Source organism: Magnetospirillum sp. SS-4 (assembly GCF_902729425.1).
Classification (GTDB): domain Bacteria; phylum Pseudomonadota; class Alphaproteobacteria; order Rhodospirillales; family Magnetospirillaceae; genus Phaeospirillum.
This window is the reverse complement of record NZ_CACVCH010000092.1, coordinates 55108-68819: the sequence shown is the minus strand read 5'-3', so window position 1 is coordinate 68819 and position 13712 is coordinate 55108. Positions and strand designations below refer to the sequence as shown.

At 67.1% G+C, this 13712-nt stretch carries 14 protein-coding genes; 7 read left to right on the top strand and 7 right to left on the bottom strand.

Going from position 1 to position 13712, the window contains the following annotated elements:
• Positions 1–7: 7 nt before the first annotated feature.
• The 4 genes from MTBSS4_RS16465 to MTBSS4_RS16450 all read right to left on the bottom strand — a co-directional run bounded on the left by MTBSS4_RS16465 (position 8) and on the right by MTBSS4_RS16450 (position 3279).
• A complete protein-coding gene (locus tag MTBSS4_RS16465; RefSeq protein ID WP_173984490.1) occupies positions 8–1162 on the bottom strand; it encodes a hypothetical protein in 1155 nt (384 codons plus the stop codon).
• A 68-nt stretch (positions 1163–1230) separates the two neighbouring features.
• The gene (locus tag MTBSS4_RS16460) at positions 1231–2019 is read right to left on the bottom strand and encodes an iron chelate uptake ABC transporter family permease subunit (RefSeq protein ID WP_173984489.1); all 789 of its coding nucleotides are present in this window, start codon (positions 2017–2019) and stop codon (positions 1231–1233) included.
• Complete coding sequence (locus MTBSS4_RS16455) at positions 2012–2800, bottom strand: metal ABC transporter ATP-binding protein (protein ID WP_173984488.1); 789 nt, start codon at positions 2798–2800, stop codon at positions 2012–2014. Before MTBSS4_RS16455 ends, MTBSS4_RS16460 begins: the two co-directional genes overlap by 8 nt.
• The gene (locus tag MTBSS4_RS16450) at positions 2797–3279 is read right to left on the bottom strand and encodes a Fur family transcriptional regulator (protein WP_173984487.1); all 483 of its coding nucleotides are present in this window, start codon (positions 3277–3279) and stop codon (positions 2797–2799) included. The genes MTBSS4_RS16455 and MTBSS4_RS16450 overlap by 4 nt, the downstream gene beginning before the upstream one ends.
• 66 nt (positions 3280–3345) lie before the next feature.
• Here MTBSS4_RS16450 and MTBSS4_RS16445 point away from each other — a divergent pair, with 66 nt between their 5' ends.
• The 3 genes from MTBSS4_RS16445 to MTBSS4_RS16435 are packed head-to-tail and all read left to right on the top strand — an operon-like array spanning position 3346 to position 5747.
• Positions 3346–4275, top strand: coding sequence for a zinc ABC transporter substrate-binding protein (locus MTBSS4_RS16445; RefSeq protein ID WP_173984486.1), 930 nt, complete (start codon positions 3346–3348; stop codon positions 4273–4275).
• A 42-nt stretch (positions 4276–4317) separates the two neighbouring features.
• Positions 4318–4716, top strand: a complete 399-nt coding sequence (hisI, locus tag MTBSS4_RS16440; protein ID WP_173984604.1) for a phosphoribosyl-AMP cyclohydrolase — start codon at positions 4318–4320, stop codon at positions 4714–4716.
• Entirely contained in the window at positions 4713–5747 is a 1035-nt protein-coding gene (locus MTBSS4_RS16435; RefSeq protein WP_173984485.1) for a GTP-binding protein, read from the top strand. Before hisI ends, MTBSS4_RS16435 begins: the two co-directional genes overlap by 4 nt.
• Before the next feature lie 18 nt (positions 5748–5765).
• On the opposite strand, the gene MTBSS4_RS16430 is transcribed toward MTBSS4_RS16435, so the two are convergent.
• Entirely contained in the window at positions 5766–7535 is a 1770-nt protein-coding gene (locus MTBSS4_RS16430) for a hypothetical protein (RefSeq protein WP_173984484.1), read from the bottom strand.
• 254 nt (positions 7536–7789) lie between these two features.
• Here MTBSS4_RS16430 and MTBSS4_RS16425 point away from each other — a divergent pair, with 254 nt between their 5' ends.
• The 4 genes from MTBSS4_RS16425 to MTBSS4_RS16410 all read left to right on the top strand — a co-directional run bounded on the left by MTBSS4_RS16425 (position 7790) and on the right by MTBSS4_RS16410 (position 11396).
• Positions 7790–8035, top strand: coding sequence for an exodeoxyribonuclease VII small subunit (locus tag MTBSS4_RS16425; protein ID WP_173984483.1), 246 nt, complete (start codon positions 7790–7792; stop codon positions 8033–8035).
• 20 nt (positions 8036–8055) lie between these two features.
• Positions 8056–8961: a polyprenyl synthetase family protein gene (locus MTBSS4_RS16420; protein ID WP_173984482.1), complete on the top strand. Its 906-nt coding sequence runs from the start codon at positions 8056–8058 to the stop codon at positions 8959–8961.
• Between the two features lie 13 nt (positions 8962–8974).
• Positions 8975–10906 (top strand): 1-deoxy-D-xylulose-5-phosphate synthase, encoded by a 1932-nt coding sequence (gene dxs, locus MTBSS4_RS16415; protein ID WP_173984481.1) that lies wholly within the window; start codon positions 8975–8977, stop codon positions 10904–10906.
• Between the two features lie 175 nt (positions 10907–11081).
• Positions 11082–11396 (top strand): helix-turn-helix transcriptional regulator, encoded by a 315-nt coding sequence (locus MTBSS4_RS16410; RefSeq protein ID WP_173984603.1) that lies wholly within the window; start codon positions 11082–11084, stop codon positions 11394–11396.
• 12 nt (positions 11397–11408) lie between these two features.
• On the opposite strand, the gene MTBSS4_RS16405 is transcribed toward MTBSS4_RS16410, so the two are convergent.
• Positions 11409–12440 carry an MBL fold metallo-hydrolase gene (locus MTBSS4_RS16405; protein ID WP_173984480.1) on the bottom strand — a complete coding sequence of 344 codons (1032 nt, stop codon included), beginning with the start codon at positions 12438–12440 and terminating at the stop codon, positions 11409–11411.
• Positions 12441–12547: 107 nt separating this feature from the next.
• Positions 12548–13624, bottom strand: a complete 1077-nt coding sequence (locus MTBSS4_RS16400; RefSeq protein ID WP_173984479.1) for a 3-hydroxyacyl-CoA dehydrogenase family protein — start codon at positions 13622–13624, stop codon at positions 12548–12550.
• Positions 13625–13712: the final 88 nt, after the last annotated feature.

The following is a 13712-nucleotide window of genomic DNA, read 5'->3' as shown; positions in this document are numbered from 1 at the left end:
GCCGACCTCACGGCGGCAGGTTGTTGTAGAACTGGACCAGGCCGGGAGCGATCCGGTTGCGTTCGACGTCGGTTCCCCCCACCGTCTGCATCAGCTTGCGCAGGAACAGGCGGTCGCATTTGGGCAATTCGAAGAACGCCTTGATGGCGACCATGTCGCCGGCCCGCTTGGGCAATTCCCGAATATGACGAACGATGCAGTCGCGCACCGCGCCCTCGCGGGCCTGTTCGTGGCGGGTCTTGGCGTGGAATTCCTGCTGATACAGCAGGGCGACCTCGCGCCAGGCCTCCAGCAGCGATTCAGGTTCCCAGCGGACCACCGAATGCAGCAGCGGAATATCCTTGATGGTGGGCGGTTCGTAATTGCCGGCCTTGGCCGCCTCGACGAACACGTCCCAGGGGTTTTCGCCCTTCTTGTGCTTGGTGCCGATGCCCTCCGAGCGATAGGCCGCCCAACGGGCGTCCCAGGTGTCGAGGATGGGATTGCTCGATCCCCCCGCCTGGATCATGCCCAGCAGCCGGTTGCTGCCGGTCTCGTCCCAATGCCGGCTGTCCTTCAGTTCCTTGATGCGCTTGGTGGCGCGGATGTCGGGCAGCACGAATCGGCGCAGCAGTTCCTCATAGCGGGCGGCGAAACCGGGGGCCGAGATGAAGGGAACCGGAATGTGGGGCCGTAGCGTGCCGTGATTGGGGCCGACCACCAGGGACAGCAGCGAGCGGCGGGTATAGCGGGCGATGGTCTCGTCGAACAGCTGGTTGAAGTTGTCGAAGGCGATCGGTTCCTCGCCGGCGTCCTCGTCAACCGGCGGCGGCGTCTCCACCACCTCGACCGGCTTGCGCCGGCCCAGATATTTCTTGGTGACGTCGAACAGCTGCCAGCGTTCCTTGTCGCGGATTTCCTCATCGCCGGGCGGCAGCAGCGGGTCGAAATGACGGTCGGCGGCGGCGCCCAGTTCGTCCACGTCCATGCCGGCGATGGCACGGTCCAGAATGGTGTCGAACACCACCCCCAATTCGCGCTCGTTGGCCCAGGAACTGGTTTCGGGATCGGCCTGGGTCATGCGGCGCAACATGAAGATGTGCATCACCGACAGCCCGGAAGTCACCGCCAGCAATTCCGCGACCTTGCTTTCGAATTTCGCCTTACGCTTCGCGTCTGTCATCTGCCGCCATGTATCCCGCCCCATCGGAATGCCGATATTGGCACCCCGCGTCGCCTTGGGCAAGCCGCTCAAGCACTTCGGAACGGCATCAGGCGCGATGCGATGAACAAGCCGACCGCCGCCACCACGATGGAGGGACCGGACGGGGTATCGTAATGCCAGCTGCCGCCCAGGCCGAGCGAAACCGCCAGCGCTCCGGCCAGAACGGCGCCGCCCGCCATCTGCTCGGGCGTGCGGGCCAGCCGGCGGGCGCCGGCCGCCGGAATCACCAGCATGGCGGTGACCAGCATCACCCCCACCACCTTCATGGCCGCCGCCACCGACAAGGCCACCAGCAGCATCAGGACAAGGCGGCCGCGCCCGACGTCATGACCCTCGACCCGGGCGAGATCCTCGTCCACCGTCATGGCCACCAGACAGCGCCAGTGGGCGGCAAGCAGCCCCAGAACCAGAACCGCCCCTCCCCAGACCAGGGCGGCGTCCTCCCAACTTACCGCCAGGATGTCGCCGAACAGCCAGCCCATCAGGTCGACCCGCACCCGCTCCATGGCCGACAGCAGCACCAGCCCTAGCGCCAGCGCGCCATGGGCCATGATGCCGAGCAGGCTGTCCGAGGCCAGACGCCCATCCCGCCGCATGCCGGCCAGGATCAGCGCCACCGCGACGCAGACCGCCACCACGCCCGCCAGGGGCGAGGTTCCCAGCAGGAGCCCGACCACGATTCCCAGCAGGGCGGTATGGGCCAGGGCGTCGCCGAAATAGGCCATGCGCCGCCACACCACGAAACAGCCCAGCGGCCCGGCCACCGCCGCCAGCCCCAGCCCCGCCGCCAGGGCGCGCAGCAGGAACTCATCCATGGCGGCACTCCGGTCCATGGACATGCCCCGGGTCCAGGGGCCGGACGCTGCCGTCGGCCAGATGGCCGTGATCGTGGGCGTGGGTGTAGATGGCAAGGCTGTCGGCCACCCGCGGGCCGAACAGCGCCAGGTATTCGGGATGGCGGCTGACCGTCTCGGGATGGCCGGCGCAGCAAACGTGACGGTTGAGGCAAACCACCTCGTCGGTGGCGGCCATCACCACGTGCAGGTCGTGGGAAACCATCAGCACGCCGATGCCTTGATCATGGGCCCGCCCGGCGATCAGGTCGTAAAGTTCGGCCTGTCCGGCCATGTCGACGCCGCCCACCGGTTCGTCCAGCACCAGCAGGTCGGGGCGCCGGACCAGGGCGCGGGCCAGCAGCACCCGCTGCGCCTCGCCGCCCGACAGATCGGCCATCTGCCGGGCCATCACATGACCGGCCCCCACCAGATCCAGGGATTCCTCCAGATTCCGGCCGTCGCCGCCGCCGGGCAGCGCCATGGCGAGGAAACGCCGCACCGACAGCGGCAAGGTCCGATCGATGCTCAGGCGCTGCGGCACATAGCCGATCACCGCGGCGGGATCGCGCTCCACCGTTCCCCGGTCGGGAACGATCAGTCCCAGGGCCACCTTGATGAGCGTCGACTTGCCGGCGCCATTCGGCCCGACCACCGTGACGATGCGGCCGCGTCCGACCCGCAAGCCGACACCGTCCAGCACGGCGTGGCCGCGAAACGCCACCGAAACCCCGGTCAGCCGGACCAGATCGTCTGGGCTCATGCCTTCTCCTCTCTGGCGCGACAGGCCGGACACATCCCCTCGATCTCGATGGTCCGCCGCGTCACCGAGAAGCCCGAGCGGGAAGCACATTCCGCCACCGCCCGGTCGATATCCCGGTCGTCCAGTTCGGCGGCCATGCCGCAGCCGGAACACAGCAGGAAGGTTCCGCTGTGGCCGTGCCCCGGACGCGGACAGCCGACGAAGGCGTTGAGCAGGGCGATGCGGTGCACCAGCCCGTTCTGTTGCAGGAATTCCAGCGCCCGATAGACGGTCGGCGGGGCCGCCGACCAGCCTTCACGCCCCAGGATGTCCAGCAGGGCGTAGGCCCCCACCGGCTGATGGCTTTCCCACACCAGTTCCAGAACCCTCCGGCGGATATCGGTCAGGCGGGCGCCGCGTCGCTTGCACTCGGCCTCGGCGGCGGCCAGGGCCTGGGCGACGCAGGCGGCGTGGTCGTGGTGAGGGGCGGGAAAGGTCATGCTGGAATTCCGGAAAATGTTATACTATAACATATCAGCCTTTTCATCATGGCATGGAGCCGAACAATGCGAAAGAGTCTGCTTGCCGCCGCTTTCCTGGGTCTGCTGACGGCCGGCCCGGCGATGGCGGACGCTCCGCCGCCCGACGTCCTGGTCAGCATCAAGCCGCTGCACGGGCTGGTCGCCGCCGTGATGAAGGGGGTGGCCGAACCGGGCCTGATCGTGTCGGGCGACGCCTCGCCACACGATTACGCCATGAAGCCGTCGGATGCCCGCGCGCTGGAGCGGGCCCGGCTTCTGGTCTGGGTCGGCAAGGATTTCGAGGGCTGGCTGAAGAAACCCGCCGCCAAGGCCAGGCATCGGCTGACCATGCAGGAGATTCCCGGCATGACCCGTCTCGCCACCCGCGAGGGCGGCGTTTGGGACAGCCACGGGAATGACCACGGCCACAAGGATCACGGCAAGGATGACCACGACGAGACCGACGGCCATCTGTGGCTCGATCCCGACAACGCCGCCCGGCTGGTGGACGCGGTGGCCGGCAGGTTGGCCGAAATGGACCCGGCCCGCGCCGACCGCTACAAGGCCAACGCCGCCGAGACCCGCAAGCGCCTGGCCGACCTGGATTCCACCCTGGCCGCCCGGCTGAAGCCGGTGGCCGGCAAGCCTTATGTGGTTTTCCACGACGCCCATCAATATTTCGAGGCGCGCTACGGCCTGACTCCGGCCGGCGCAGTCACCATCGACCCCGAACGTCCGCCCAGCGCCAAGCGGATGGCGGCGCTGCGCGACCGCCTCAAGGCCACCAAGGCCGCCTGCGTCTTCCGCGAGCCGCGATTCGCCGGTCCGACGGTGCAGGCGCTGGCCGACGCCGCCGGCGCCCGCATCGCCCTGCTCGATCCGGAAGGCGCCCTGGCGGAAGCCGGTCCCGACGCCTATTTCACCATCATGACCGCCATCGCCGACAGCCTTGCCGATTGCCTTTCCGGACGGTAGATGCTTCATACCATGATCGCCACCGCCCCCGAGGAAGCCTCCATGTCCGCCATCGACCCCGCCGCCGCCCTGGCCCGCCTCAGCTTCAATTCCGACGGCCTGGTGCCGGCGATCGCCCAGCAATTCGACACCGGCGAGGTGCTGATGATGGCCTGGATGAATCGTGACGCGGTGACCGAGACCCTGGCCACCGGCCGGGTGTGCTATTGGTCGCGCTCGCGCAAGGGATTGTGGCGCAAGGGCGAGACCTCGGGCCAGCAGCAGCGGCTCAAGGATTTCCTGATCGATTGCGACGGCGACACTATCCTGGTCAAGGTGGATCAGGACGGGGTCGCCTGCCACACCGGCCGGCGCACCTGCTTTTACACCGCCGCCCGTCCCGACGGCCTGGCCGAGGTGGAAAAGGTCCAGATCTCGCCGGAGGAGCTGTACAAGAAATGAGCCTGATACCGGTTACCGTCCTCACCGGCTTTCTCGGCAGCGGCAAGACCACCTTGCTCAACCACCTGCTGGCCCAGCCCGGACTGGCCGACACCGCCGTGCTGATCAACGAGTTCGGCGCCGTCGGCCTCGACCACCTGCTGGTGCGCAAGCTGGCCGAGGACGTGGTACTGTTGCAATCGGGCTGCATGTGCTGCACCGTGCGGGGCGATCTGGTCGAGGGCATGCGCGACCTGTTCCTGCGCCGGGTCAAGGGCGAGATTCCCGAATTCGGCCGCATGATGATCGAGACCACCGGGCTGGCCGATCCGGCTCCCATCATTCACACCCTGATGACCGATCCGCTGATTTCCAGCCGCTACAAGCTGGACGGCATCGTCTCCACCGTCGATGCCGTCAACGGCGAGGCCACCCTGAACGCCCATGCCGAGGCGGTCAAACAGGCCGCCGTCGCCGACCGGCTGATCCTGACCAAGGCCGATATCGCAGACCCGACCCGGGTGGAAATGCAGCGCGAACGGCTGCGGCTGCTCAACCCGGCCGCGCCCATCGTCGCCGCCGCCATGGGCCGGGTCGATCCCGCCGACATCCTGGACGCCGGGCTGTTCCGCAAGGACGTCAAGATTCCCGACGTGGCCCGCTGGCTGAACGAAGAGGCCTATCGCGCCCACGAGGCCGCCCGGCGCCAGGGCCATCATCACCATCACGACCCCAACCGCCACGACGCCCACATCCAGGCCTTCGTCTTCACCGCCGACCAGCCGGTATCGTGGACGGCGCTGGGCTTCGCGCTGGAGCTGATGATCGCGTCCAAGGGCGAGAACCTGCTGCGCATCAAGGGCATCGTCAATGCCCGCGAATCCGACCTGCCCCTGGCCATCCACGGGGTGCAGCACGTCTTTCACCCCCCGGCGCCGCTGCCGGAATGGCCCGACGACGACCGCCGCACCCGCATCGTCTTCATCACCCGCGACCTTGACCGGACCGCCATCGAAGGCCTTCTGGGCGGCGTGCTGGCGATGGAAAGCTGATCCCGCCGGCCGGCGCCCCTATTCCTGCGGAATGATGAACAGCCGGATCATGCCCAGGTCGACCATGGGCAAGGCAAGCTGGCGGCCGCCGTTGGTGATGACGAAGTGAAAGCCGTGGCGGGCGCCCAACGCCTTCCATTCCTCGGTGGACCGCCGCGCCATGGCATCCATGTCGACCTCGTTGAACACGCCCAGCCGATAATTGGCCTCGGGCGGGCGGAGAAAGTCGGCGCCGTAGACCTCGCCCATCACCCGCGCCACCGCCGGAATCGACCGCGTCGAATAAGGCAGCACGTCCAGGCACTGGAACGAGAAAAGCTCGGCATTGCGGATGGGAGACTTGGTCAGATTCAGGTTCTCGAAAGCCGCCACCACTCCTCCCGACTTGGCCAGCCGGTCGAACAGCTCGCGGACGGACTCGAACGGGTCCGGGCTCCGCGTCGCCGCCCCCGCTCCAACGACGCCAAGCCCCACCGCCAGCCAGACCGCCGCCAGCGGCACCCTCGCGGCCAGTCCCCCCGCCTTCGGCCTGTTCTCACCGGCCCCGGCCAGGGCGACGCGCCCGGTCAGAAGCGCCCAGGCCATGGCGGCCATCGCCGCCATCAGCACCAGCTTCTCGCCGGCCTTGGCCATCGAATAAGCCGGATCGCCAAGCTTGATGGCCCCCAGTTCCTGGGCCAGGCCACCGGCCAGCATCACCAGCGACAGCGCCGCCAGCGCGATCAGCGGCGGGACTTTCGGCCGCATGGCCAGCAAGGTTCCCGCGACCACCGGAAACACCAGCGCCTCGCTGATATTCAACAGGCGATTGGGCATCGGAATCAGGAAAATGGTGGGAAGCCACGGCCGCAGGGCGTGAAAGCCGGCCCAGCACAGGATGCCGATGGCCCCGGCCAGGGCCAGGGCGGTGGTCATGGCGCGAATCCGTTCGCCCCCCTGGCGGCGCAACAGGATAACCAGCCCCAGGCCCGCCAGGGACGCCGCCAGGATGACCAGCGAATAGCGGGATACCGGAATGTTGCGGTGGGCATCCCACAACGCGAAATAAGCGTCCACCAGCCCGGGATCGGGCGACGGCGGCAGATCCACATGGGGCTTGGCTGCCCGCAGCAGCGCCCAGGCGGCCACGGCCAGCCCCAGCAGGATTCCGCCCGACCACGGGCGGCAATTCGCTCCGAACCGGTCGACCATCCGCACCGCCGCCAGCAGAAAGACATTGAAGGCGGCGAATACCGGATGAACCATCGCCAGCGCCGCCACCAGCGCCAGGGCCGGCGTCGGGCGCCCCAGTCCGATCAGGCCGAAGATCTGCAATTGCAGTCCCAGCCCCAGCGATCCCAGCAATTTCTCGTTGTTGACGATGACGAAGGGATAATCGGCCCCGCTCAGGAAGCCGGCGGTGGCCGCCTGGACGAGACCAAGCATGACGGCGGCCGGAACATTACGCGACAGGACGAAAACCATCAGCGCCGTGGCCTGGGCATAGACGGCGACATTCAGGGCGCAGCTGAGCTGGGTGATGGCGATGTCGTCCAGACCGGCTCCCATCAGCAGGGCGACCAGACCGTGGAATGGCGTCGTCGTCTCGTACAAGGTGACGGCGGTCGGATTGCCGGCGGGATAGACCACCGCGCCGGCCAGCCAGCGGGCGTAGACCAGCGTCTCGGAACGGAAGGTCCCGACGAAGCGGACCCAGCCGTACAGACCGGCCAAGGCGCCGGTCAGCATCCACACCGTCAGCCCCGGCCGTCCCAGCCAGGGATCAAGACGCCTCAACAGCTCGCTCACCCAGTCCCCCCGGAAAATCGGACTGCCGGACCATACCGCGTTTCACCGCCGCGGGAAATGACCTCCAACCGGCCCGCCAGGGGAATCGGGCGAAGGCAGTTGTTCCCTCTCCCGCAAGCGGGAGAGGGGGAAAACCGGCGTTATTCCTTACACCCGATTACCCTGCAAACGCCTTCCGTCAAGCTTGCCATTATCGCGACGCCCCCGTACACTTCCGCGCTTCGTCGGACCCCAACGCCACGACAACGGATTCCATGGCCGATTTGCCGCCTGACATCGCCGCTCTCGGCTTCGAGGACGCCCTAGCCGAACTGGACCGCATCGTCCGCCAGTTGGAGGAAGGGCGCGGCAAGCTGGACGAGTCCATCGCCGCCTACGAGCGCGGCGCCCAGTTGAAGCGCCACTGCGCCGCCAAGCTGGAGGAAGCCCGCGCCAAGGTCGACCGTATCGTGCTGGGATCGGATGGAACCGTTTCCGTCGCGTCCGCCGACATCGCCTGATCCACAACCGAGTGACAGCCTTGAGCAATTCTCCGCTTTCGACCCGCCTTGCCGACGCCCTGACCAAGACCAGCCAGCAGGTCAACGCCGAACTGGACCGCCTGCTGCCGGTATCCGACGGCCCCGATTCCCGCGTTCACGAAGCCATGCGCTATGCCAGCCTGGACGGCGGCAAGCGGCTGCGCCCGTTCCTGGTGATGCAGTCGGCCAGCCTGTTCAACGTCGCGGAAAGCGCGGCGCTGCGCGTCGCCTGCGCCATCGAGATGGTTCACTGCTATTCGCTGGTCCACGACGACCTGCCCTGCATGGACGACGACGACCTGCGGCGCGGCCGCCCAACCTGCCACAAGAAATTCGACGAGGCCACCGCCCTGCTGGCGGGCGACGCCCTGCTGACCAAGGCGTTCGAGGTGCTGGTCAATCCCGCCACCCACTCCGACCCGGTGGTCCGTTGCGAACTGGCGGCCGACCTGGCCCATGCCTCGGGTGGGCAAGGCATGGTCGGCGGCCAGATGATCGATCTCCAGGCCCACGAGATGAACCTGGACGTGGCCGGCATCACCCGGTTGCAGCAGATGAAGACCGGCCGGCTGTTCTCGTTCTCGTGCGAGGCCGGGGCGGTGATGGGCAAGGCCCATGGCGAGCTTCGCCTCGCCCTGCGCAATTACGCCCACGATCTGGGCCTGGCCTTCCAGATCGCCGACGACATCCTGGACGTGGAAGGCGACGCAGCCGAGGTCGGCAAGGCCGTGCAAAAGGACGCCGACGCCGGCAAGGCGACCTTCGTGTCGCTGCTGGGCATCGAGCGGGCCCGCTCGCAGGCCGACATGCTGGCCGATCAGGCCTGTCGCCATCTCGATCCCTTCGGCGACAAGGCCGACCTGATGCGGGATGTCGCCCGCTATGTCGTTCAGCGCCGTTCGTGAGGCACCAAGGATCATGAAGTTCTCCTCTTCCAGCAAGCCCAAGGCTCCCCTGCTGGACCGCGTGTCCAGCCCGGCCGATTTCCGCGGTTTCTCCATCGAGGAACTGGAGCAGCTGACCCACGAGGTCCGGCAGGCGATGATCCATTCGGTATCGTTCACCGGCGGCCATCTCGGCGCCGGCCTCGGCGTCGCCGAGTTGACCGTGGCGCTGCACCATGTCTTCGACACGCCCAGGGACAAGCTGATCTGGGACGTCGGCCATCAGGCCTATCCCCACAAGATTCTGACCGGCCGCAAGGATCGCATGCTGACCATGCGCCAGGGCGGCGGATTGTCGGGATTCACCCGGCGTTCGGAAAGCGTCTTCGATCCGTTCGGCGCCGGCCATTCCTCCACGTCCATCTCGGCGGCGCTGGGCATGGCTGTGGGGCGCGATCTCAAGGATGACCGCTTCAACGTCATCGCGGTCATCGGCGACGGCGCCATGAGCGCCGGTCAGGCCTACGAGGCCATGAACAACGCCGGCTCGCTGGGGTCGCGCCTGATCGTCATCCTCAACGACAACGACATGTCCATCGCCCCGCCGGTGGGCGCCATGAGCGCCTACCTGTCGCGGCTGCTGTCGTCGCCGTCCTATCATTCCCTGCGTCATCTGGCCAAGGATCTGGCCCACCTGCTGCCGCCGCCGCTGGAACGCGCCGTCGGCCGGGTCGAGGAATACGCCCGCGGCATGGTATCGGGCGGCGGCACCTTGTTCGAGGAACTGGGGTTCTACTACGTCGGTCCCATCGACGGGCACAATTTCGAGCACCTGCTGCCGGTGCTGAAGAACGTCCGCGATTCCGAGGAAACCAAGCCGATCCTGATCCATGTGGTGACCAAGAAGGGCCGCGGCTATCCGCCGGCCGAAGCCGCCGCCGACAAGTATCACGGCGTCGGGCGCTTCGACATCGTCACCGGCAAGCTGGACAAGCCCAAGGCCAACGCCCCCTCCTATACGGCGGTGTTCGCCAAGGCGCTGCTGGCCGAGGCCGAACACGACGACAGCATCGTCGCCGTCACCGCCGCCATGCCGGCCGGAACCGGCCTCGACAAGTTCGGGGACCGCTTCCCGGCGCGAACCTTCGACGTCGGCATCGCCGAGCAGCACGCCGTCACCTTCTCGGCCGGTCTGGCCTGCGAGGGCTTCAAGCCGTTCTGCGCCATCTATTCCTCCTTCCTCCAACGCGCCTACGACCAGGTTCAGCACGACGTGGTTCTGCAAAGGCTGCCGGTGCGCTTCGCCATCGACCGCGCCGGTCTGGTCGGCGCCGACGGCGCCACCCACGCCGGTGCCTACGACATGGCCTATCTGGGCTGCCTGCCCGACATCGTCATCATGTGTCCGGCCGACGAGGCCGAACTGATGCACGCCGTCGCCACCGCCGTCGGCATCGACGACCGTCCCTCGGCCTTCCGCTATCCCCGCGGCGAGGGCGTGGGCGTGGAACTGCCGGAACGCGGCACCGCCATGCCCATCGGCAAGGGCCGGATAATCCGCGAGGGATCGCGCATCGCCATCCTGTCGCTGGGCACCCGCCTGTCCGAAACCCTGAAGGCCGCCGACGAATTGGCCGCCAGGGGGCTGGCGCCCACCGTGGCCGATGCCCGCTTCATGAAGCCGCTGGACGAGGAACTCATCCTTCGTCTCGCCCGTTCGCACGAGGTCCTGATCACCATCGAGGAGGGATCGGTCGGCGGCTTCGGCAGCCATGTCCTCCACCTGCTGGCGACCAATTGCGTCCTTGATCGCGGACTGAAGGTCCGGCCGCTGGTCCTGCCCGACTACTTCATCGAGCACGACACTCCCGAAATCCAGTACGAGAAGGTCGGACTCAACGCCTCGGGCATCGTCTCGACCGCCCTCGCCGCCCTGGACACCGCCCCCGCCGCCGCCCTGGCCTGACATCGCCGGGGCGATGGCGACGGGAAGAATGATCTTTGTCAAAAAACAACACGCTCATCCGTGTTCAATTTTCAACAAATCTGCATATTCGGCGGATCGCGATGTGTATCGATTGAAATATCTTGGTTAAGTGTTATAACATATGCGTACTTAGGGATTGGAGATGCCCATGGACATGGAACTTGAGAAACTTCAAGACAGCGCGCGCCGTGCCAGCGCCTTGCTCAAGGCCATGAGCAACGAGCATCGCCTGATGATCCTCTGCCAGCTTCTGCATGGGGAAAAGTCGGTGGGAGAACTGGAACGGATCATCGGCCTCAGCCAATCCGCCCTGTCGCAACACCTTGCCCGCCTGCGCCGCGATACCCTGGTCCAGACCCGGCGCCAGGCCCAGACCATCTTCTATTCCCTGGCCGGGGCCGAGGCCAGCGCGGTGATCAACACCCTTTACGGCCTGTATTGCGAACCGGCGGGCGCCTGCGCCGCCTGACGGGAAAGGAAATCAGGCGCGGCGGAACCACCAGATTCCGTCCTCGCCCATTTCGCGGACGACGCTGCCCTGGCGCATGAGATGGTGCAGATGGGCCAGGGTCTCGCCGGTGGCGAAGCCCAGTTGATGGGCATCCAGCTCCCGCGTGAACAGGGCGCGCAGGACCTGGACCGCGCTGGCCGGCCGTGCGCAGGCGCCCTGGGTCTTTTCCAGCCGCTCCACATGATGTGCCGTCAACTGGTCGACGCGGGCGTGGAGCCCCCGGAACGGCAGGCCGTGGGACGGCAGGACCAGGGTATCGGCCGGCAGATGGCGCAGCCGGGCCAGGGCGTCGAGGAACAGCCCCAGCGGCTCGGCCTCGGGCTGCTGCGGCCAGACGCCGACGATGGGGCTGATGCGCGGCAACACCTGATCGCCGGAGATCAGCACGCCGGCCTCCTCGCAATACAGGCAGGCATGCTCGGGGGAATGGCCGCCGCCCTCGATCATCCGCCAGATACGGCCGCCGATGGTCATCTCATCGCCGTTGCGGATGCCTAGAACCCGCACCGGCATGACGTCGATGCGAGCGCGATAGGTGTTGCCCCGGCTGCGCACGCCGTCCAGTTGCTCGGCGTCGAAGCCCATGCGGCGGTAATAGCGCACCTGGTTGTCGTTGAACTCCTCCGACTCCTCCAGCCACAGCATGCGGCCGAACAGCCATTCCCGCACCGAGGCGGTAAGGTCAACGTCCAGGCGCCGGCTCAGCCAGCCGGCCAGCCCCATGTGATCGGGATGGAAATGGGTGGCGATCAGCCGCGACACCGTCAGTCCGGCCAGCGGCCCGGCCAGCAGAACCTCCCACAGTTCCTTGGTGGCGTCGTTGCCCAATCCGGTATCGACCAGCGCCACCCGGCCATCGCCATCATCCAGCGCCCACAGGTTGATGTGGTCGAGGGCGAACGGCAGCGGCATGCGTATCCAGCGGATTCCAGGGGCGACTTCGAGAACCTGACCGGGGGCGAGCGGTTCGGCGAAGGGATGGTCGAGAGTGGAACGGCTCACGGGCAGGACTCCGATAATTCGGCAAGTCTTTGCATATTTGGTGCGGTGCGGCAAGTTTCAAGGGTGGACGCCGTGTCGCCCAGCCCCTGAAACGACCGGCTTGCGCCTTAGAAAAGCTGGAGACTCCGGGGAAGCGGCCGCCCCTGGAAGTGCCGCGCCACCAGCCGTTCGGTGGCGTCGCGACCGATGGCGCGGGCGCCGACGCAAGGCTGCCACGTCCATTGCAGGCCGATACGGGCGCCCAGGTCGAAGTCGTCCGGCGCCGCCACCTCCTCGTCCAGCGCCTCCAGCACCGCCGTCAGAACCGCGCCCTGAAGCCGCTGGACGATGGTGGCGGCGCGGGCGGGGTCGATCGAGGCCGGCAGTTCGGCATTCCACAATTCACCCGATTCGCCGATACGCACCAGCGAGGTCGCCGGAGCGTAGAACGGCCCCATCACCGCCAGGGTGCGGCAGGCGTGCAGGGCGATGACCGGCTTGGAAATGTCCATCAACTTGAACGGCCCGACGGCGGTGCCGAACCCCTGGACGACCGCCAGGTCGATCTCGCCGGCATTCCCCCCTTCGTCCAGCAGCCGCGCCGCCTCGTTCAGATAGGGCACGAAATAGCGGTTAACGGCAAAGCCGTAGGCGTCGCGGCAGCGTATCGCCTGCTTGGCCGTCGCCTTGGCGAAGGCCGCCGCCTTGTCCATGGCGTCGGACGAAGTCGACTTGCCCCTGACGATCTCCAGCAGGGGATTGACCGCCGCCGGAAAAAAATAATGCAGGCCGAGAAACCGTTCGGGCGAACTGACCGAGGCGGCCAGATCGTCGACCTTGAGCGAGGAGGTGTTGGTGGCGATCAGCGCCTGGGGCGACACGATGGCCGACAGAGTTCGGAACAGGTCGGCCTTGGCGTCGAAATTCTCGACGATGGCCTCGATCACCAGGCCGCAGGACACCAGGTCGGCGAGGCTGGTCGAAGGCGTGAGGCGAGCGAAGGCGGCATCGGCATCGGCCGCGCCCATCCTGCCCTTGTCGACCGCCCGCGCCAGCGACCCCTTGATCTGGGCCATGGCCCGTTCGACCACCCTGGCGTCGCGGTCATTCAAGATCACCCGATAGCCGCTGACCGCCGCCCCCTGGGCGATGGCCGCCCCCATGGTCCCGGCCCCGATCAGGCCAATCACGCTTTCAAGCTTCATCACGCATCTCCCCGGCGGACTCCCTCAGTCCAGCCATCATGCGAAAATTGTTGCTCATTGCAACAGTTTTTGTCGCCAACAATCCCTC

What these genes read in the sequence shown, in the direction of transcription:
- MTBSS4_RS16465 (WP_173984490.1), bottom strand. Translation starts at nt 1,162, where the DNA reads ATGACAGACGCGAAGCGTAAGGCGAAATTCGAAAGCAAGGTCGCGGAA.
- MTBSS4_RS16435 (WP_173984485.1), top strand. Translation starts at nt 4,713, where the DNA reads ATGAGCCTGATACCGGTTACCGTCCTCACCGGCTTTCTCGGCAGCGGC.
- MTBSS4_RS16455 (WP_173984488.1), bottom strand. Translation starts at nt 2,800, where the DNA reads ATGAGCCCAGACGATCTGGTCCGGCTGACCGGGGTTTCGGTGGCGTTT.
- MTBSS4_RS16445 (WP_173984486.1), top strand. Translation starts at nt 3,346, where the DNA reads ATGCGAAAGAGTCTGCTTGCCGCCGCTTTCCTGGGTCTGCTGACGGCC.
- MTBSS4_RS16460 (WP_173984489.1), bottom strand. Translation starts at nt 2,019, where the DNA reads ATGGATGAGTTCCTGCTGCGCGCCCTGGCGGCGGGGCTGGGGCTGGCG.
- MTBSS4_RS16450 (WP_173984487.1), bottom strand. Translation starts at nt 3,279, where the DNA reads ATGACCTTTCCCGCCCCTCACCACGACCACGCCGCCTGCGTCGCCCAG.
- MTBSS4_RS16425 (WP_173984483.1), top strand. Translation starts at nt 7,790, where the DNA reads ATGGCCGATTTGCCGCCTGACATCGCCGCTCTCGGCTTCGAGGACGCC.
- MTBSS4_RS16400 (WP_173984479.1), bottom strand. Translation starts at nt 13,624, where the DNA reads ATGAAGCTTGAAAGCGTGATTGGCCTGATCGGGGCCGGGACCATGGGG.
- MTBSS4_RS16410 (WP_173984603.1), top strand. Translation starts at nt 11,082, where the DNA reads ATGGAACTTGAGAAACTTCAAGACAGCGCGCGCCGTGCCAGCGCCTTG.
- hisI (WP_173984604.1), top strand. Translation starts at nt 4,318, where the DNA reads ATGTCCGCCATCGACCCCGCCGCCGCCCTGGCCCGCCTCAGCTTCAAT.
- dxs (WP_173984481.1), top strand. Translation starts at nt 8,975, where the DNA reads ATGAAGTTCTCCTCTTCCAGCAAGCCCAAGGCTCCCCTGCTGGACCGC.